General features: G+C 71.6%; 14 protein-coding genes. 7 read left to right on the plus strand and 7 right to left on the minus strand.

Annotated elements, in window-relative coordinates:
* Positions 1-180 precede the first annotated feature (180 nt).
* The 3 genes from ABZ719_RS15385 to metH all read right to left on the minus strand — a co-directional run bounded on the left by ABZ719_RS15385 (position 181) and on the right by metH (position 6,648).
* Positions 181-1,788: an ABC transporter substrate-binding protein gene (locus ABZ719_RS15385; protein ID WP_366725671.1), complete on the minus strand. Its 1,608-nt coding sequence runs from the start codon at positions 1,786-1,788 to the stop codon at positions 181-183.
* Between the two features lie 469 nt (positions 1,789-2,257).
* A complete protein-coding gene (locus ABZ719_RS15390; protein ID WP_366725672.1) occupies positions 2,258-2,974 on the minus strand; it encodes an HAD family phosphatase in 717 nt (238 codons plus the stop codon).
* Positions 2,975-3,135: 161 nt separating this feature from the next.
* The gene (metH, locus tag ABZ719_RS15395) at positions 3,136-6,648 is read right to left on the minus strand and encodes a methionine synthase (RefSeq protein WP_366725673.1); all 3,513 of its coding nucleotides are present in this window, start codon (positions 6,646-6,648) and stop codon (positions 3,136-3,138) included.
* A gap of 316 nt (positions 6,649-6,964) precedes the next feature.
* On the opposite strand from metH, the gene ABZ719_RS15400 reads away from it, so the two are divergent.
* The 6 genes from ABZ719_RS15400 (at position 6,965) to ABZ719_RS15425 (ending at position 14,453) form a co-directional block, all read left to right on the plus strand.
* Entirely contained in the window at positions 6,965-7,729 is a 765-nt protein-coding gene (locus ABZ719_RS15400; protein ID WP_037859583.1) for an IclR family transcriptional regulator, read from the plus strand.
* Positions 7,730-8,127: 398 nt separating this feature from the next.
* A complete protein-coding gene (locus ABZ719_RS15405) occupies positions 8,128-8,922 on the plus strand; it encodes an MIP/aquaporin family protein (protein WP_366725674.1) in 795 nt (264 codons plus the stop codon).
* 94 nt (positions 8,923-9,016) lie between these two features.
* Entirely contained in the window at positions 9,017-10,555 is a 1,539-nt protein-coding gene (gene glpK / locus ABZ719_RS15410) for a glycerol kinase GlpK (RefSeq protein ID WP_366725675.1), read from the plus strand.
* Between the two features lie 8 nt (positions 10,556-10,563).
* The gene (locus ABZ719_RS15415; protein WP_366725676.1) at positions 10,564-12,180 is read left to right on the plus strand and encodes a glycerol-3-phosphate dehydrogenase/oxidase; all 1,617 of its coding nucleotides are present in this window, start codon (positions 10,564-10,566) and stop codon (positions 12,178-12,180) included.
* Positions 12,181-12,430: 250 nt separating this feature from the next.
* Positions 12,431-13,102: a FadR/GntR family transcriptional regulator gene (locus tag ABZ719_RS15420; RefSeq protein WP_366725677.1), complete on the plus strand. Its 672-nt coding sequence runs from the start codon at positions 12,431-12,433 to the stop codon at positions 13,100-13,102.
* Positions 13,103-13,289: 187 nt separating this feature from the next.
* Positions 13,290-14,453, plus strand: coding sequence for a PAC2 family protein (locus ABZ719_RS15425; protein WP_366725678.1), 1,164 nt, complete (start codon positions 13,290-13,292; stop codon positions 14,451-14,453).
* A 120-nt stretch (positions 14,454-14,573) separates the two neighbouring features.
* On the opposite strand, the gene mshC is transcribed toward ABZ719_RS15425, so the two are convergent.
* From mshC to ABZ719_RS15445, 4 genes are all read right to left on the minus strand, one after another.
* Positions 14,574-15,803, minus strand: a complete 1,230-nt coding sequence (gene mshC, locus ABZ719_RS15430; RefSeq protein WP_366725679.1) for a cysteine--1-D-myo-inosityl 2-amino-2-deoxy-alpha-D-glucopyranoside ligase — start codon at positions 15,801-15,803, stop codon at positions 14,574-14,576.
* A 94-nt stretch (positions 15,804-15,897) separates the two neighbouring features.
* Positions 15,898-16,737 carry an SCO1664 family protein gene (locus tag ABZ719_RS15435; RefSeq protein WP_366725680.1) on the minus strand — a complete coding sequence of 280 codons (840 nt, stop codon included), beginning with the start codon at positions 16,735-16,737 and terminating at the stop codon, positions 15,898-15,900.
* Entirely contained in the window at positions 16,701-17,291 is a 591-nt protein-coding gene (locus tag ABZ719_RS15440; protein WP_037859571.1) for a DUF3090 domain-containing protein, read from the minus strand. The genes ABZ719_RS15435 and ABZ719_RS15440 overlap by 37 nt, the downstream gene beginning before the upstream one ends.
* Before the next feature lie 80 nt (positions 17,292-17,371).
* Positions 17,372-18,058, minus strand: coding sequence for a histidine phosphatase family protein (locus ABZ719_RS15445; RefSeq protein WP_366725681.1), 687 nt, complete (start codon positions 18,056-18,058; stop codon positions 17,372-17,374).
* 61 nt (positions 18,059-18,119) lie between these two features.
* On the opposite strand from ABZ719_RS15445, the gene ABZ719_RS15450 reads away from it, so the two are divergent.
* Positions 18,120-19,121, plus strand: coding sequence for a magnesium and cobalt transport protein CorA (locus ABZ719_RS15450; protein WP_037859566.1), 1,002 nt, complete (start codon positions 18,120-18,122; stop codon positions 19,119-19,121).
* Positions 19,122-19,295 lie beyond the last annotated feature (174 nt).

Consider the following 19,295-nt stretch of genomic DNA (forward strand, 5'->3'; position numbering starts at 1 on the left):
ACGCCGGAGTGCCGGCGGCAGCCGGCCCGCCGGAACCGGCCGCGGTGGGCCGCCGGTGGCAGCCGGCCCGCCGCCGATGCGGGAGACAGCGTGCGCATGAGGAAGGCGCCCCTTACCGGACTTCCGGTAAGGGGCGCCTTCCTCATGTCTGCTTCGGGGCCCGAGTGGCCTGGCCGGGGGTCAGCTGCTGACGCCGCGCCCCAGCTCCCACAGCTGCAGCGTGGCGGAGGAGTTGATGACGTAGGCGGCGCCCGTGATGTCGTCGCGGGCGGCGACGTACTGCTTGCCCTGCCACAGCGGCAGCAGCGGGACGTCCTTGGCGACGATGTCCTGAATGCCGGTCAGGCTGGAGGAGGCGGTGAGCCGGTCGGCCTGGCGGCGGGACTCGGGCAGCAGGTTCTTGCGGATGTCGTTGCTGACGTACGGCGTGTTCAGCGTGTTGTCGGCGTCGAGGAACGGCGCGATGAAGCTGTCGGCGTCCGGGAAGTCGGGGAACCAGCCCATGCCGAAGACGTCGTACTGACGCTTCTGCATCGTCGGGTGGAAGACCTTCCACGGGGTGCCCTCGATGCTGACGTCGAACAGTCCGCTGGAGTTGAGCTGCTGCTGGAGCACCTCGAACTCCTTCTTGGTGGCCGGGCCGTAGTGGTCGGTCGTGTAGTGCATCGTGAACTTGACCGGGGTCGTGACACCGGCCTTGTCCAGCAGCGACTTGGCCTTGCTGACGCTGGGGTCGCCGTACTTGTTGAAGAACGAGTTGGAGTGGCCGGTGATGGTCGCCGGGACCATCGAGTACAGCGCCTCGGCCTGGGTTCCGTAGACCTTCGCGACGAGGTCGCTGCGGTTGATGACCTGGGCAATCGCCTTGCGTACGGCCTTGTTCTTCACGCTGGGGGCGTCGGTGTTGAAGGCCAGGTAGCGGATTTCCAGACCGGGCATCTCGACCAGGTCGACCTTGCCGTCGCCGGAGGAGTTGGAGAGCTTGCGGATCTGCTCCGGCGACATCGCGCGGGTCATGACGTCGATGTCGCCCTTGTCGATGGCGGCGCCCATGGCGTCGGCGTCGGGGAAGGTCCGCACCTCCACCTTGTCGTTGTTGACCTTCAACGTCCCCTGGTAGTGGGGGTTCTTGGTGAAGACGGCGTCGACGAGTTCGTTGTTCTTGACGTCGGCCTTCATGGTGTAGGGGCCGGACCCGTCCATGCTGAAGCCGTCGCGCAGCTTGTTCTTGTCGTAGTCCTTGGGGTTGACGATGCCCGCGACCGGCGTCGACAGCTTGAACGGGAAGGTGGCGTCGGCGGTGTTGAGGTGGAAGATGACCTCGCGGTCGCCCTGGGTCTCCACCGTGTCGACGGTGGACAGCAGGGCGAAGACGCCGGTGTCCGCCTTGATGGTGCGGGCACGGTCGATGGAGAACTTCACGTCGGCGGCGGTGACGGGGTCGCCGTTGGCGAACTTGAGGCCCTCGCGCAGCGTGCAGGCGTAGCGCTCGTTGCCGCTGTCGGTGAAGCCGCACTTCTCGGCGGCCTCGGGGACCGGCTGCCCCTCGCCCTTGGGCGTGATCATCAGCGTCTGCACGGTCTGCCGCAGCAGGTTCCAGGGGCCGATGTCGTAGGCGTACGCCGGGTCCAGCGGCGCGGGGGCCTGCTTGGTGGCGGTGAACCGGTCCGTGGTGCCGACGACGATGGCGTCGCCGCTCTTGCTCCCGCTGTCGGAACCGCCGCATGCGGCGAGCGCCGGCGCGAGCAGGCCGACCAGGGCCGGCAACACCAAAGTCTTGCGGTTCATGCTCGAGTTTCTCCAGAGCTGTCATGTCCGTGTACCCGGCATGCAGGGGGGTGGTGCGGCCGATCACGGGGTAAGGACGATGTTCTCGCGACGAGACTAGTCCGCGCCCGTCGGGCGGCTCGCTGCCGTGGGAGCCGGGCTGCCATCACGCAGTGGAACCGGGCGCGGACGGTCCGAAAACGCGCCACTGGAAGGATTCGTGCAGCGTTTCATCAATCAGGACACAAAGGCGCCCGGCTCATCCCGGACCAGGGGCGATTCGTATGCCCTTATCTCTCTGTCGACATTGAATTGTGTGGCGAACGTCACATTGCCAACTCGGGTGAGGGGTACCGGAATTCAGCCATCCGGCAGGATTCGAATTCATTCGCACGTCCGTCAGCGGGATTATCCCGTACGGCATCACGGACCGGGACAATTCTCCCCGGCTCCTGCCCGGCACCCGGACGGAGGCCCGGCGCCCGCACCGCTACCCGGCGCTCGGCGGGGTCGGGTAGGTCATCAGCGACTGCAGGAACGGCAGGTCGACCTCTTCGAGCGAGGAGACGACGGTGCGCCGGGGTGCCGGGGCGATGGGGGCGATGGAGGGCACGGCGATGACCCGGCAGCCGGCCGCCTCCGCCGCCGCGACCCCGGTCGCGGTGTCCTCGACGACCGCGCACCGCGCCGGGTCCGCACCCAGCCGGGAGGCCGCCAGCAGGTAGGGGTCGGGGTGGGGCTTGGTGCGCGCCACCTCGTCACCGGCGACCGAGAGGGCGAAATGGTGGGGGCCGAGCGAGGCCAGGACGCGGTCGATGATGCGCCGGTGGGAGGCGGAGACCAGCGCGGTGGGGATCTCGTGCGCGAAGAGTTCGGCCAGCAGCCGTGCGGCGCCCGGCATCAGCGGCAGGGCGCGGTCGATACGGTCCTCGAAGCCCTCGTTGAGCAGCACCGACAGCTCGGCGAGGGTGATGGCGGCGCCGGTGGCCTCGATGAGGAAGCCGGCGCTGCGGGTCATCGGACCGCCGACGACGACATGTCTCCAGGCCTCGTCGAGGGTGTGTCCCAGGGCGGCGAAGACCTCGACCTCCACGTCCCACCAGAAGCCCTCGGTGTCCACCAGGGTGCCGTCCATGTCGAGGAGCACGGCCTGCAGGGCGGAGCCTTCGGCCGCTTGGGTGCCGAGCGTGGGGACCGTACTGGTCATCCGGCGTACCTCCTTGAGGGACGATCAGGCCGGTTCCCGCGCGGGAACCGGCCTGCAGTGGACCGACCAGTGTACGTCGTGAACGGGACGAACGCCTCGTTCGGCACATCCGCGCCCGCCTCCCCGGCACTCTCCGGGAAGGCGGGCAGGCGCGGGACGTCTCAGCGGGCGTTGAAGTACTTCGCCTCGGGGTGGTGGATCACGATGGCGTCGGTGGACTGTTCCGGGTGCAGCTGGAACTCCTCGGAGAGGTGCACCCCGATCCGCTCGGGCCGCAGGAGGTCCGCGATCTTGGCGCGGTCCTCCAGGTCGGGGCAGGCCCCGTAGCCCAGGGAGAAGCGGGCGCCCCGGTACTTCAGGGCGAACATGTCCTCCATGGCGTCCGGGTCCTCACCCGCGAAGCCGAGTTCGGAGCGGACCCGGGCGTGCCAGTACTCGGCCAGGGCCTCGGCCAGCTGCACGGACAGGCCGTGCAGCTCCAGGTAGTCGCGGTAGGAGTCGGAGGCGAACAGGCGGGCGGTCTCCTCGCCGATCCGCGAGCCGACGGTGACCACCTGGAAGCCGACCACGTCGGTCTGCCCGGACTCCTCGGGGCGGAAGAAGTCGGCCAGGCACAGCCGGCGGCCGCGGCGCTGGCGCGGGAAGGTGAACCGGGTGCGTTCGTTGCCCTGCTCGTCCAGGACGATCAGGTCGTCGTCCTTGGACACGCACGGGAAGTAGCCGTGCACGACGGCCGCCTCCAGCAGGTTCTCCGTCTGGAGCCGGTCGAGCAGGCCGCGCAGCCGGGGCCTGCCCTCTCGCTCCACCAGCTCCTCGTAGGTGGGCCCGTCGCCGGTGCGGGCCTGCCTCAGCCCCCACTGGCCCTTGAACAGGGCGCCCTCGTCCAGCCAGGACGCGTACTCCTTGAGCTGGATGCCCTTGCTGACCCGGGTGCCCCAGAACGGCGGCTCGGGCACCGGGTTGTCGGTGGCCACGTCGGAGCGGACGTGGCCCTCCTGCGGGCGTTCCTCGATCTCGACGGCGGCCGCCCGCACCCGGCGCTGCCGCAGCTCGGGCAACGCGGCTCCGGGCACGCCCCGCTTGACGCCGATCAGGGCGTCCATCAGGCGCAGCCCCTCGAAGGCGTCGCGGGCGTAGCGGACCTCGCCCTGGTAGATGTCGTGCAGGTCCTGTTCGACGTAGGCGCGGGTCAGCGCGGCGCCGCCGAGGATGACGGGGTAGGTGGCGGCGAGGCCGCGGGCGTTCAGCTCCTCCAGGTTCTCCTTCATGATCACCGTGGACTTGACCAGGAGCCCGGACATGCCGATGACGTCGGCCTTGTGCTCGTCGGCGGCTTCCAGGATGGCCGAGACGGGCTGCTTGATGCCGAGGTTGACGACGTTGTAGCCGTTGTTGGACAGGATGATGTCGACGAGGTTCTTGCCGATGTCGTGGACGTCGCCGCGCACGGTGGCGAGCACGATGGTGCCCTTGCCGGCCTCGTCGGTCTTCTCCATGTGCGGCTCCAGGTGGGCCACCGCGACCTTCATGACCTCGGCCGACTGCAGGACGAAGGGCAGCTGCATCTGGCCGGAGCCGAACAGCTCGCCGACCACCTTCATGCCGTCCAGCAGGGTGTCGTTGACGATGTCGAGCGCCTTGCGGGACTCCAGGGCCTCGTCGAGGTCGGCTTCGAGGCCGTTCTTCTCGCCGTCGATGATCCGCCGCTTGAGGCGCTCCTCCAGCGGGAGCGCGGCCAGCTCCTCGGCCTTGCCCGCCTTCAGGGACTTCGCGGTGGCGCCCTCGAAGAGCTGCATGAGCTTCTGCAGCGGGTCGTAGCCCTCGCGGCGCCGGTCGTAGATCAGGTCGAGGGCGGTGGTGACCTGCTCCTCGTCGAACCGGGCGATCGGCAGGATCTTGGAGGCGTGCACGATCGCCGAGTCCAGGCCCGCCTTGACGCACTCGTCCAGGAAGACGGAGTTCAGCAGGATCCGCGCGGCCGGGTTCAGCCCGAAGGAGATGTTGGACAGGCCGAGGGTGGTCTGCACCTTGGGACGGCGGCGCTTCAGCTCCCGGATGCCCTCGATGGTGGCCACACCGTCCTTGCGGGACTCCTCCTGGCCGGTGCAGATCGTGAACGTCAGACAGTCGACGAGGATGTCCTCCTCGTGGATGCCCCAGTTCCCGGTCAGGTCGTCGATCAGCCGTTCGGCGATCTCGACCTTCTTCTCGGGGGTGCGCGCCTGGCCCTGCTCGTCGATGGTGAGCGCGACGAGCGCGGCACCGTGCTCGCGGGCCAGCTCGGCGACCTTGGCGAAGCGGGAGCCGGGGCCGGCGCCGTCCTCGTAGTTCACCGAGTTGATCACGGCCCGGCCGCCCAGCTTCTCCAGGCCGGCCCGGATGACGTCGACCTCGGTGGAGTCGAGGACGATGGGCAGGGTGGAGGCGGTCGCGAAGCGGCCGGCCAGCTCGGCCATGTCGGCCACGCCGTCCCGGCCGACGTAGTCCACGCACAGGTCGAGCATGTGCGCGCCCTCGCGGATCTGGTCGCGGGCCATCTCCACGCAGTCGTCCCAGCGGCCTTCCAGCATCGCCTCGCGGAACTTCTTGGACCCGTTGGCGTTCGTGCGCTCGCCGATCGCCAGGTACGAGGTGTCCTGCCGGAAGGGGACCGTCTGGTAGAGGGAGGCGGCGCCCGGCTCGGGGCGCGGGTCGCGCGGGGGCGGGGTCAGGCCGCGCACCCGCTCCACGACCTGCCGCAGGTGCTCGGGCGTGGTGCCGCAGCAGCCGCCGATGAGGGACAGGCCGTAGTCGCGCACGAAGTGCTCCTGCGCGTCGGCGAGACCTTCCGCGTCCAGCGGGAAGTGCGCGCCGTCCTTGGTCAGGATCGGCAGGCCCGCGTTCGGCATGCACAGCAGCGGGATGCGCGAGTGGCGGGTGAGGTAGCGCAGGTGCTCGCTCATCTCGGCCGGCCCCGTCGAGCAGTTCAGGCCGATCATGTCGATGCCGAGCGGCTCCAGCGCGGTCAGCGCGGCGCCGATCTCCGAGCCCAGCAGCATGGTGCCGGTCGTCTCGAACGCCATCGACACCAGCAGCGGCACGTCGGCGCCGGTGGCGTCCATGGCGCGCCGGGCGCCGAGGACCGACGCCTTGGTCTGGAGCAGGTCCTGCGTGGTCTCCACGATCAGCGCGTCGGCGCCGCCGGCCAGCAGGCCCTCGGCGTTGGCCTGGTAGCCGTCGCGGATGGTGGGGTAGCCGACGTGGCCGAGGGTGGGCAGCTTGGTGCCGGGGCCGATCGAGCCGAGCACCCAGCGGGTGCGGCCGTCGCGGGCCGCGTAGTCGTCGGCCACCTCGCGGGCGATGCGGGCGCCCGCCTCGGAGAGCTCCTCGACACGGTCGGAGATCTCGTACTCGGCCGCCGCGGTGTGGTTCGCGCCGAACGTGTTCGTCTCCACGCAGTCGACGCCCGCCGCGAAGTAGGCCTCGTGGACCGAGCGGACGATGTCCGGCCGGGTGACGTTCAGGACCTCGTTGCAGCCCTCCAGCTGCTGGAAGTCCTCCAGCGAGGGCTCCTGGGCCTGGAGCATGGTGCCCATCGCTCCGTCGGCGACCACCACACGGGTGGCGAGCGTCTCGCGGAGGGCGGACACACGGGTCCGGCTGTCGGCGGAAGGGGTCGGCGGCAACGAGGCCATGAAGGGGCTCCCTGAAGGTGCGACGGCTGTCGGCTTTGCGTCTTCCCCGGCAGTCACGGGCGATGGGCCCGGGGCTTCCCGAGGAGGGCGCACGCCGCAAGAGTAGCCGGGACCGGCACGGGGAGGTCAGGGGCGTCCACCACCCGGACGACGGCCGGACGAGCGTGTCACCGTGACCGGGGAGGTGGCCGGTTGCGTAACAGGCGTGGACCGGCCATTAGCGGAGAGTCGACATGGACCGGTAGTGTTCGGCATTGCCGAACGGCGGCAGTGAGTCGCACGCCGGCGGCCGAAGGGGACGGAGGGCAGCACGGCGATGGCACGGAACATCCAGTCGCTCGAACGGGCGGCCGCGATGCTGCGGCTGCTCGCGGGCGGCGAGCGACGGCTCGGCCTGTCGGACATCGCCTCGTCGCTGGGTCTCGCCAAGGGCACCGCCCACGGCATACTCCGCACCCTCCAGCAGGAGGGGTTCGTGGAGCAGGACGACGCCTCGGGCCGCTACCAGCTCGGCGCGGAACTGCTGCGCCTGGGCACCACCTATCTCGACGTGCACGAGCTGCGGGCGCGGGCCCTGGTCTGGGCCGACGACCTGGCCCGCTCCAGCGGGGAGAGCGTCCACCTGGGCGTGCTGCACCAGCAGGGCGTCCTCATCGTGCACCACGTCTTCCGGCCCGACGACAGCCGCCAGGTGCTGGAGATCGGCGCCATGCAGCCGCTGCACTCCACGGCTCTGGGCAAGGTCCTGTCCGCGTACGACCCGGTCGCGCACAGCGAGGCGCTGGAGAGCGAGCGCAAGGCGTTCACGGACCGGACGGTGTGCGCCGCCGAGGGCTTCGAACAGCTCCTCGACCTCACGCGCGCGCGGGGCTGGGCGGCCGACGTGGAGGAGACGTGGGAGGGCGTGGCGTCCATCGCCGCCCCCATCCACGACCGGCGGCGGATGCCGGTCGGCGCGGTCGGCATCACCGGCGCCGTGGAGCGGCTGTGCCGGGAGGGCGAGCTGCGCCAGGAGCTGATAGCCGCGGTGCGCGACTGCGCCCGCGCGGTCTCCCGGGACCTGGGCGCCGGGCGGTTCTGAGCACCGTACGCCGCCTTCCCGCGCTCCCCCGCCCCTCGGGGTCCCGTGGCCCACCGGGCCGGCACGCACGCGCGTGCCGGCCCTTCGCGTACCCGCACGCCCCGTCCGCCGGGCCGGCGCCTCCGGCGTCCCGCGCGCGCGTGCGGAGCAGGGTGTTCCGTGCCGTGCCGGGTGGGACGTTCAGTAACGATCGTGCTTTGCGCAACAGAACTCTTGACGCCCATGTGATGACGAGGTGAGACTCGCGTCCATCGGTCGGCATTGTCGAACACCTTGCGGAAAAACGCGTTAGAGTGTGACAGCGCCAAGGGCCGGCAACGCTCTCACCCCGAGGGCACCAGACCCCCGGAGGGACCCGGGGTTCAGCCACCCCTGGACGAAGGACAAAGGAGTCGCGGGTGTCCAGCTCCGACATCTTCATCGGCGAGACCATCGGTACCGCCATACTCATCCTGCTCGGCGGCGGCGTCTGCGCCGCCGTCACCCTGAAGGCCTCCAAGGCCCGCAACGCCGGCTGGCTCGCCATCGCCTTCGGGTGGGGCTTCGCGGTCATGACGGCCGCGTACATCTCGGGCCCGCTCTCCGGCGCCCACCTCAACCCCGCCGTGACGCTCGCCATCGCCATCAAGGACGGCGCGTGGACGAACGTGCCGACCTACCTCGCCGGCCAGCTGCTCGGCGCCATGATCGGTGCGGTGCTCGTCTGGGGCGCCTACTACGGCCAGTTCCAGGCGCACCTGACCGACAAGGAGATCGTCGGCGGACCCGGCGCCCAGGCCACCGGCGCCAAGGCGGTCGAGGCGCAGGAGAAGGGCGCCGGCCCCGTGCTCGGTGTCTTCTCCACCGGTCCGGAGATCCGCAACGTGGTGCAGAACCTCATCACGGAGATCATCGGCACGTTCGTGCTGATCATCGCGATCCTCACGCAGGGCCTGAACGACAAGGGCAACGGCCTCGGCGTCATCGGCGCCCTGATCACCGGCTTCGTGGTCGTCTCCATCGGCCTCTCGCTCGGCGGCCCCACGGGCTACGCGATCAACCCGGTCCGTGACCTCGGTCCCCGCATCGTGCACGCCCTGCTCCCGCTGCCCAACAAGGGCGGCTCGGACTGGAGCTACGCGTGGATCCCGGTGGTCGGCCCGCTGATCGGCGCGGCCATCGCCGCGGGCGTCTACAACGTCGCCTTCGCCTGACGACCGGCGCGCCCGCCGCCGCCCGCAGCGAGCGCCGAGCCGCACCGCGCGCCGTACGCGCAGCCCCACTGACCACGGACCCCAGGAGCAGACAGTGACCGACGCCCACACCGCCGGACCGTTCATCGCCGCCATCGACCAGGGCACGACCTCGTCCCGCTGCATCGTCTTCGACCGGGACGGCCGGATCGTCTCCGTCGACCAGAAGGAGCACGAGCAGATCTTCCCCAAGCCCGGCTGGGTCGAGCACGACGCCGCCGAGATCTGGACCAACGTCCAGGAGGTCGTCGCCGGCGCCGTCGAGAAGGCCGGCATCACCCGCGACGACATCAAGGCCATCGGCATCACCAACCAGCGCGAGACCACCGTGCTGTGGGACAAGAACACCGGTGAGCCCGTCCACAACGCCATCGTCTGGCAGGACACCCGCACCGACGCCCTCTGCCGCGAGCTGGGCCGCAACGTCGGCCAGGACCGCTTCCGCCGCGAGACCGGCCTGCCGCTGGCCTCCTACTTCGCCGGCCCCAAGGCCCGCTGGCTGCTCGACAACGTCGAGGGCCTGCGCGAGCGCGCCGAGGCGGGCGACATCCTCTTCGGCACCATGGACACCTGGGTCATCTGGAACCTGACCGGCGGTGCCGAGGGCGGGCAGCACGTCACCGACGTCACCAACGCCTCCCGCACCCTCCTGATGAACCTGCACACCATGGAGTGGGACGAGCGGATCGCCGAGTCCATCGGCGTGCCGGTCCGGATCCTGCCCGAGATCCGCTCCTCCGCCGAGGTCTACGGCGAGATCAAGGGCGGCCGGCTGGGCGACCTGCTCGGCGGCATCCCGGTCGCCTCCGCGCTCGGCGACCAGCAGGCGGCCCTGTTCGGCCAGACCTGCTTCGCCGAGGGCGAGACCAAGTCGACGTACGGCACCGGCACCTTCATGGTGATGAACACCGGCGACAAGATCATCAACTCCTACAGCGGCCTGCTGACCACGGTCGGCTACCAGATCGGCGACCAGAAGCCGGTCTACGCGCTGGAGGGCTCGATCGCCGTCACCGGCTCCCTGGTGCAGTGGATGCGCGACCAGATGGGCCTGATCTCCACCGCCGCCGAGATCGAGACGCTGGCGCTGTCGGTGGAGGACAATGGAGGGGCGTACTTCGTACCGGCCTTCTCCGGTCTGTTCGCCCCGTACTGGCGCTCCGACGCCCGCGGCGTGATCGCCGGCCTCACCCGGTACGTCACCAAGGCGCACCTCGCACGCGCCGTCCTGGAGGCCACGGCCTGGCAGACGCGGGAGATCGCGGACGCCATGACCAAGGACTCCGGCGTCGAGCTGGCGGCGCTGAAGGTCGACGGTGGCATGACCTCCAACAACCTGCTGATGCAGACGCTCTCGGACTTCCTGGACGCCCCCGTGGTGCGCCCGATGGTCGCCGAGACCACCTGCCTCGGCGCCGCCTACGCCGCCGGTCTCGCCGTCGGCTTCTGGGCCTCCACCGACGACCTGCGCCAGAACTGGCGCCGGGCCGCCGAATGGACCCCCCGCATGGACGCGGACACCCGCGACCGTGAGTACAAGAACTGGCTCAAGGCCGTCGAGCGGACCATGGGCTGGCTCGAGGACGAGGAGTAAGAACCGCAATGACCAGTCAGTCCACCCTGCAGTCCGTGCCTGCCCTGGGGACGCACCCGGCCTCCGGCTCGAACCCGAGCCGGGCCGAGACCCGGGAGCAGCTCTCCAAGGCGACGTACGACCTCCTCGTGATCGGGGGCGGCATCCTGGGCATCTCCACCGCCTGGCACGCCGCGCAGTCCGGTCTCAGGGTGGCCCTGGTCGACGCCGGCGACTGGGCCGGCGCCACCTCCTCCGCCTCCTCCAAACTGCTCCACGGGGGTCTGCGCTACCTGCAGACCGGCGCGGTGAAGCTGGTGGCGGAGAACCACTTCGAGCGCCGTGCGGTCTCCCGCCAGGTGGCCCCCCACCTGGCGAACCCGCTCACCTTCTACCTCCCCGTGTACAAGGGCGGGCCGCACGGCGCGGCGAAGCTCGGGGCGGGCGTGTTCGCCTACTCCGCGCTCTCCGCGTTCGGTGACGGCGTGGGCCACCTGCTCAGCCCGGCGAAGGCCGCGCAGGACGTGCCGGAGCTGCGCACCGAGAACCTCAAGGCCGTGGCCGTGTACGGCGACGACCAGATGAACGACGCGCGCATGGCCCTGATGACGGTCCGCGCGGCCGTCGAGGCGGGCGCCGTGGTCCTCAACCACGCCGAGGTCACGGGCCTGCGCTTCACCAAGGGCCGGGTGACCGGCGCGGAGCTGCGCGACCGGCTCTCCGGCGACGAGTTCGGGGTGGACGCCCGGCTGGTGCTGAACGCGACCGGCCCCTGGGTCGACCACCTGCGGAAGATGGAGGACCCGAACGCGGCCCCGTCCATCCGCCTGTCCAAGGGCGCCCACCTGGTCCTCAAGCGCACCGCGCCGTGGAAGGCCGCGCTGGCGACCCCCATCGACAAGTACCGCATCACCTTCGCCCTCCCCTGGGAGGACATGCTGCTGCTCGGCACCACCGACGAGGAGTACGAGGGCGACCCGGCCGACGTCGCGGTCAACGACAAGGACGTCGCCCAGATACTCGACGAGGCCGCGTTCTCCATCCGCGACCAGCAGCTCGACCGCGACCTGATCACGTACGCCTTCGCGGGCCTGCGGGTGCTGCCGGGCGGTCCCGGCGACACCGCCAAGGCCAAGCGCGAGACCGTGGTGACCGAGGGCAAGGGCGGCATGCTGTCCGTCGCGGGCGGCAAGTGGACGACGTTCCGGCACATCGGGCGCACCGTCATGAAGAAGCTGGAGGCGCTGCCGGGCCACCCGCTGGGCGACGACTTCGAGCCCATCTCGGCGCTGCCGAAGAAGCTGCCGCTGCCGGGCATCGCCAACCCGCGCGCGGTCGCGCACCGCCTGCTGGTGGACCGTCCCGCGCCCGGCCCGCGCATGGCCGCCGACACCGCCCGGCACCTGGCCACGCACTACGGTTCGCTGGCGCTGGACATCGCCCGACTGGCCAACGAGAACCCGGAGCTGGGCGAGCGCGTCCACCCGGACGCACCGGAGATCTGGGCGCAGGTCGTGTGGGCCCGCGACCACGAGTGGGCCGAGACCCCGGACGACGTGCTGCGCCGCCGCACGACGCTGACGATCCGCGGCCTGGCCACGGACGAGGTCCGGGCGAAGGTCCAGGACGTGCTCGACAAGAAGTAGGCGGTGCGGCGGCACGGCCGGCCCGGCGTCCACCGTGGGGCGCCGGGCCGGCCGTGCCGCGAGGCGGGGCAGGCCGGCTCCCGCCGCGGGACAGCGGGGCGGGGCAGGGTCGGCTACCGCCGCGGGGCGGGCCGGCCAGGAGGCCTCCCGGGCGGCGCACGGGTCGTGCTGCCACCCGCGTCGTGGCGGGGTGGCCGGGTCGCATAATGGCCGCCGACACATCCCATGCACGAGGGGCGGGAGGCCGAGCATGGCAGTGACCGACGAGGCGATCGAGAAGATCAAGGGGATGATCGTCTCCGGCGCGCTGCGGCCCGGTGACCGGCTGCCCAAGGAGAGCGAACTCGCCGCCGATCTGGGCCTGTCCCGCAACTCCCTGCGGGAGGCGGTGCGCGCGCTGTCGCTGATGCGGATCCTGGACGTGCGGCAGGGCGACGGCACGTACGTCACCAGCCTGGACCCCCAACTCCTGCTGGAGGCGCTGAGTTTCGTCGTCGACTTCCACCGCGACGACACGGTGCTGGAGTTCCTGGCCGTGCGCCGCATCCTGGAGCCGGCCGCGACCGCGCTGGCCGCCTCACGCCTCAGCGAGCAGCAACTGATCGCGCTGGAGGCCCAGTTGGACGCGCTCGGCGGCAGCCCCTCGGTGGAGGAGCTGGTCGCCGCCGACCTGGAGTTCCACCGGGCCATCGTGGGCGGTTCGGGCAACTCGGTGCTGTGCTCGCTGCTCGACGGACTGTCCGGACCGACCACACGGGCCCGGATCTGGCGCGGTCTGACCCAGGAGGACGCCGTGGGCCGCACCCTGCGCGAGCACCGGGCGATCCTCGGCGCGCTGCGCGACCGGGACGCGGAGGCGGCGCGTTCCTGGGCGACGGTGCACATCGCGAGCGTCGAGCAGTGGCTGCGTTCGACGCTGTGACCGCGGCGGGCCGTCGCAGGTGCGGGCGCCGCGGGCGGGGCGGTCCACGCCGACGATCTTGGGTGTCCGAGCGCCCCGGACGGGGCAGTGATGCGTTCACTCCCCCGTGCAAGGGGGTCGCGGGCGCCCCCGCCGCACGCCGTAAGGTTGGTGGGTCAAGCGAGGGCACGTCGGAAGGAGGCGCTGGGTGATCGAGCTCGAGGGGGTTCCCGAGCTGATCGACCCGGTCATGGTGGCCGCGTTCGAGGGCTGGAACGATGCCGGCGACGCCGCCTCCACCGCGGTCGCGCATCTGGAGAAGGAGTGGAAGGGCGAGGTGTTCGCGGCGCTGGACGCCGAGGACTACTACGACTTCCAGGTGAACCGCCCCACCGTCTTCATGGACGGCGGTGTGCGGAAGATCACTTGGCCGACGACGAGACTGTCAGTGGTCCGCATCGGCGGGGACAAACCGCGCGACCTGGTCCTGGTGCGCGGGATCGAACCGTCCATGCGCTGGCGCTCGTTCTGCAACGAACTGCTGGGTTTCGCCCACGAACTGGGCGTGGAGCTGGTGGTCGTCCTGGGCGCCCTGCTCGGCGACACCCCGCACACGCGTCCGGTCCCGATCAGCGGGACGACCTCCGACGCGGACCTGGCCCGCCGGATGGACCTGGAGGAGACCAAGTACGAGGGTCCGACGGGCATCGTGGGCGTCCTCCAGGAGGCCTGCACGCACGCCGGGGTCCCGGCGGTCTCCCTGTGGGCCGCGGTCCCGCACTACGTGTCGCAGCCGCCCAACCCGAAGGCGACGCTGGCGCTGCTCAACCGTCTGGAGGACCTGCTCGACCTGCGCATCCCGCTGGGCGAGCTGCCGGAGGACGCGCGCGCCTGGCAGGTGGGGGTGGACCAGCTCGCCGCCGAGGACACCGAGGTCGCCGAGTACGTCCAGACGCTGGAGGAGGCCCGGGACACCGCCGAGCTGCCGGAGGCGTCGGGCGAGGCGATCGCCCGCGAGTTCGAACGGTATCTGCGCCGCCGGGACGGTGGCGGCCCCTCGTCCGGGGGCCACGCGACGGCGGACGGCGGCGAGGCCGGGTTCCTGCGGGACGGCCCCGGCGGGCGCACCCGGCCGCCGAGGCCGCCGAGGCCCGAGGCGGAGTCCGGCGCCGGGGCGGACCGCGGCAAGGACGGCGCCGGGGACGAGGACGCGGACCACGCCCGCGACGGGGACGACGCCCGCGAGGCGGGCGAGGACCGGGCCGCGGACGGCGACCGCGACGACGGCAGGGGCCGGGCCACGGACGGCGACCGCCGCGGCGACCAGGGCCCGGACGGGAACGACGGCTCGGGCGCCGACCCGCAGGAGTGACCCGGCGGACCGGCCGCATGAGCCGGCGACGTGACCGGGCGTGGTGAACGGATCAGGGGCGGTGCGCGGATCGCGCACCGCCCCTGGTGTCCGTACGGGGTCCGTACTCCGGCGTACGGGTCAGACGGCCACGCCGAGCAGGGCGTCCACGGCGCGCGAGACGAGGCCGGGCGCACCGGTGTCCGTGCCGCCCCGCTCCTGCTGGAGCGCGGCCCAGCGGTCCACGGCGGCGAGCGCGGCCGGGGCGTCCAGGTCGTCGGCGAGGGCGTCGCGGATCTCTTCCACCAGGGCGTCGGCGGACGGCCCGTCGGGCCGGGAGACGGCCGCGCGCCAGCGGCCCAGGCGTGCGACGGCGTCCTGGAGCACCTGGTCGGTCCACTCCCAGTCGGAGCGGTAGTGGTGGGCGAGCAGGGCGAGCCGGATGGCCGCGGGGTCGACGCCGTCGCGCCGCAGCCGCGACACGAAGACCAGGTTCCCCTTGGACTTGGACATCTTCTCGCCGTTCAGCGCGACCATGCCGGCGTGGACGTACGCCTTGGCCATGGGGAACTCGCCGGTGAGCACCTGGGCGTGCGAGGCGCCCATCTCGTGGTGCGGGAAGGCGAGGTCGGAGCCGCCGCCCTGGACGTCGAAGCCCATGCCGAGGTGGTCCAGGGCGATGGCCACGCACTCGATGTGCCAGCCGGGCCGGCCACGGCCCAGGGAGCCGCCGTCCCAGCTCGGTTCGCCGTCCCGGGCCGCCATCCACAGCATCGGGTCCAGCGGGTTCTTCTTGCCGGGGCGGTCGGGGTCGCCGCCGCGCTCGGCGGACAGCAGCCGCATCGCGGCGGCGTCGAGGTGCGAGACGCCGCCGAAGCGGGGGTCGGACTCGACGGAGAAGTAGACGTCGCCGTCCAGTTCGTAGGCGGCACCGATGTCGCGCAGGCGTTCGACCAGCGGAACGATGCCGGGTATCGCCTCCACGGCACCTATGTAGTGCCGGGGCGGCAGCATCCGCAGGGCGGTCATGTCCTCGCGGAACAGGGCCGTCTCCTGCTCGGCCAGCTTCACCCAGTCGACGTCGTCGCGCTGCGCCCGCTCCAGCAGCGGATCGTCGACGTCGGTCACGTTCTGGACGTAGTGGACCTGCCGCTTGGTGTCGAGCCACACGCGCTGTACGAGGTCGAACGCGTTGTAGGTCGCCGCGTGCCCCATGTGGGTGGCGTCGTACGGCGTGATGCCGCAGACGTAGATACGGGCGACGGGACCGGGGTCGAGGGTCACCAGGCCCCCGGTCGCGGTGTCGTGGATCCTCAGGTCGCGGCCCTGACCAGGCAGGGCGGGGACCTCGGAAGCGGGCCAGGCATGCATGTCATGAGCGTAACCGGACCGCGGTCCCCTCCACGAACCGGATCTCGCAGTTGGCCGGGAAGGCGCTCTTGCCGGAACGCGAGGGGTGTGCTTCCTACACCGGTGGCCAGGGGATCGCCGGCCACTCCCCCGTCGGTTCCGGGTGGACGCCGGTGCCGAGGAGGGCGTCCACGCGCGCGCGGGTGGCGTCGATCTCCGCCGGGGTGAGCAGGGCGGCCAGCCGGGCCGCGAGACCCGCGCCGTCGGCCAGGGCGTCCTTGAGGCCCTTCAGGACGCACAGGGCCTCCTGGGGCAGGGGCTCGCCGGCCCAGCCCCACAGCAGGGTGCGCAGCTTGTTCTCGGCGTTGAAGGTGACGCCGTGGTCGATGCCGTAGAGCCGGCCGTCCGCCGCGGGCAGCAGGTGGCCGCCCTTGCGGTCGGCGTTGTTGATGACCGCGTCCAGGACGGCCAGCCGGCGCAGCCGCTCGTCGTCGGCGTGCACCAGCAGCGCGGTGCGGTCCTCACCGACCTCCGCGAAGCCGATCGCCTTCCAGCCGGGCCCCGGCTCCTCGGTGTCCAGCAGGGCGAGGAGTTCGGTGCCGGGGCCTTCGGGGGCCGCGTCGATCCACAGCTGGACCATGCCCTCGCCGTAGGGGCCGTCGCGCAGCACGGTCGGCGGGACCAGGCCCCAGCCGGTCGCCTCGGAGACCTCGTAGGCGGCGACCTCGCGGCCGGCCAGGGTGCCGTCGGGGAAATCCCACAGCGGGCGTTCCCCGGCGACCGGCTTGTAGACGCAGGACGCCTGTCGGCCCTCGTGGGCGACCGTGCACAGGAGCACCGCGTTCGAGGCCTCACGGATGCGGCCGCGCACGGTCAGCTCGCCCCGGGCGAGCAGCTCGGCGGGCGCCTGCTCGGGCGTCACGCCCCGCGGCGGTATCCGTTCTGGCGCGGACATACGTGTCCTTCCGGGTCGAGCGGGAGGCTGCACAGCGGGCACGGCGGCCGCCCGGCGTTGACGACGTCGAGGGCGCGCTTGGCGAAGGCCCTCGCCTGCGCGCCGGTGAGCCGGACCCGCAGCATCGGGGGCCCGTTCTCCTCGTCCTGGAGCAGCCGCTCCTCGGCCTCGGCGAGGTCCTCCTCGGACTCGGCGTCGAGTTCGACGAGGGCCTGGGCCTCGACGATCATGCGCTGCTCCTCGCCGTCCCAGGCCAGGGCCATGGTGCCGACCCGGAACTCCTCCTCGACAGGGGTGTCCAGCGGGCCGGTGTCGGCGATCTCGGTGGGGGCGACCGCGGGCACGGCCGCGTTGCCGCCGCTGCGGCGCACCACCTCGTCGAGCAGCTCGTCCATGCGCTCGGCGAGCGCGGCCACCTGGGTCTTCTCCAGGGCCACACTGGTCACCCGGGAGCCGGCGGTGGCCTGGAGGAAGAACGTACGGCGCCCGGGCAGTCCGACCGTGCCGGCCACGAAACGGTCCGGGAGGTCGTAGAGGAACACCTGACGGGACACGTCCTGTCTCCATGGGGGATCGGGAAAACGACGGAATCTTGAGGTCGCGGGCGACCGCTTCACCCTACTGCGGCCGACGATCACGGTGCGCCCGCGCCGCCCCCGACCGGTGCGTCGCCGTCCGAGGGCTCCTCGCGGGGCGCCAGGGACGTGAGGTCGCCGGTGTCGCCGAGGCGCACCAGGAAGGGCCGCAGCCGGGTGTAGCGGATCGCGGTGACGGAGCAGGGTTCAACGGAGATCCGCTGGAAGAGGTCGAGGTGCAGTCCCAGTGCCTCCGCGACGAGGGACTTGATGATGTCGCCGTGGGAGCACATCAGGTACACGGCGTCGGGGCCGTGGTCGCGCTCCACGCGCGCGTTCCACTCGCGCACCGCCTCGGCGGCGCGGGTCTGCATCGCGCGCAGGGACTCGCCGCCGGGGAAGGCCGCGGCGGACGGGTGCGCCTGGACGACCTCCATCAGCGGCTCGTCCTTGAGTTCGGCGAGTTTGCGGCCGGACCAGTCGCCGTAGTGGCACTCCCCGATCCGCTCGTCGGTGTGCGCGCTCAGGCCGGGCCGGGCCTCCAGGAGCGGCTGTACGGTCTCCTGGCAGCGTTGCAGCGGGCTGGTGACCACCTCGGCGATCGGCAGCGCGCCGAGCCGGCCGGGCAGCGCGGCGGCCTGCTCGGCACCGCGTTCGTCGAGGGCGACACCGGGTGTCCAGCCGGCGAGCAGTCCCGCGGTGTTGGCGGTCGAACGTCCGTGCCTGACGAGGATCAGCGTGGGCATGCGGCCAGGGTAGGGGTATACGCGGCCCCGGCGTCGGCCGGGCGAAGGGAGAACACGCTCCGTGATCGTGGACTGTGGCATCTACCGCGGCGGGCACCGGACGGAGGGCCCGGAGGACTTCTCCGACGCCCTGGCCGAGGCACGGGCGGCCGGCGGGTTCGTGTGGGTGGGGCTGCACGAGCCGAGCGCGCAGGAGTTCGACCTGGTCAGCCAGGAGTTCGCGCTGCACGCGCTGGCGGTCGAGGACGCCCTGAAGGCGCACCAGCGGCCCAAGCTGGAGGTCTACGACGACTCGCTGTTCGTGGTGCTGAAGCCGGTGGTGTACGAGCCGCGGAGCGACGCCGTCTCGACCGGCGAGATCATGATCTTCCTGGGTGACTCGTTCGTCGTGACCGTCCGTCACGGTGAGGGCGACGGTCTCGCGACCGTACGGCACCGGCTGGAGCAGGAGCCGGAGATGCTCGGCAAGGGCCCGACGGCGGTGCTGTACGCCATCGCCGACACGGTCGTCGACCACTATCTGGACGTGGCGACCGAACTGCAGACGGACCTGGAGGAGCTGGAGGCGGAGGTCTTCTCCCCCGACCGGGGCGGCTCGCGGAACACCGCCTCCCGCATCTACAACTTCAAGCGGCAGATCACCGAGTTCCGGCGGGCGACGGGACCGCTGGCCGTGCCGATGTCCCGGCTGGGCGGCACGGGGGTGGGCGCGTTCACCGCGACCGTGCCGTTCGTGGACGACTCGGCGCACCCCTTCTTCCGGGACGTCAGTGACCACCTGACCCGGGTGAACGAGTCCGTGGAGGGCCTGGACCGCCTGGTCTCGGACATCCTCTCCGCGCATCTGGCGCAGACCAGCGTCCAGCAGAACGACGACATGCGGAAGATCTCGGCGTGGGCGGCCATGGCCGCGATCCCGACGATGATCGCCGGCATCTACGGCATGAACTTCGACCACATGCCCGAGCTGCACTGGCTGTGGTCCTACCCGGCGGTGATCGCGGTGATGGCCGCACTGGAGGTGCTGCTGTACCGGCAGTTCAAGCGGCGCGAGTGGCTGTGAGGGCGCGCCGCGGGCGTGCTCTCGGCGCACACTGCCCAAGGCGGGCGCGGCAGTGACTCAGGCGCACGCCGGGGTGCGCTCGGGCGGGCTCAGGCGTCTTCGCGGGCGGGGTGCCGGGTCCGGGGGCGCCGGGTGCGGGAGTCCTGGGGGCCGGGAGCCCGGGGCCGGGACGCC

Source organism: Streptomyces sp. NPDC006743 (assembly GCF_040703815.1).
Taxonomy (GTDB): Bacteria; Actinomycetota; Actinomycetes; order Streptomycetales; family Streptomycetaceae; genus Streptomyces.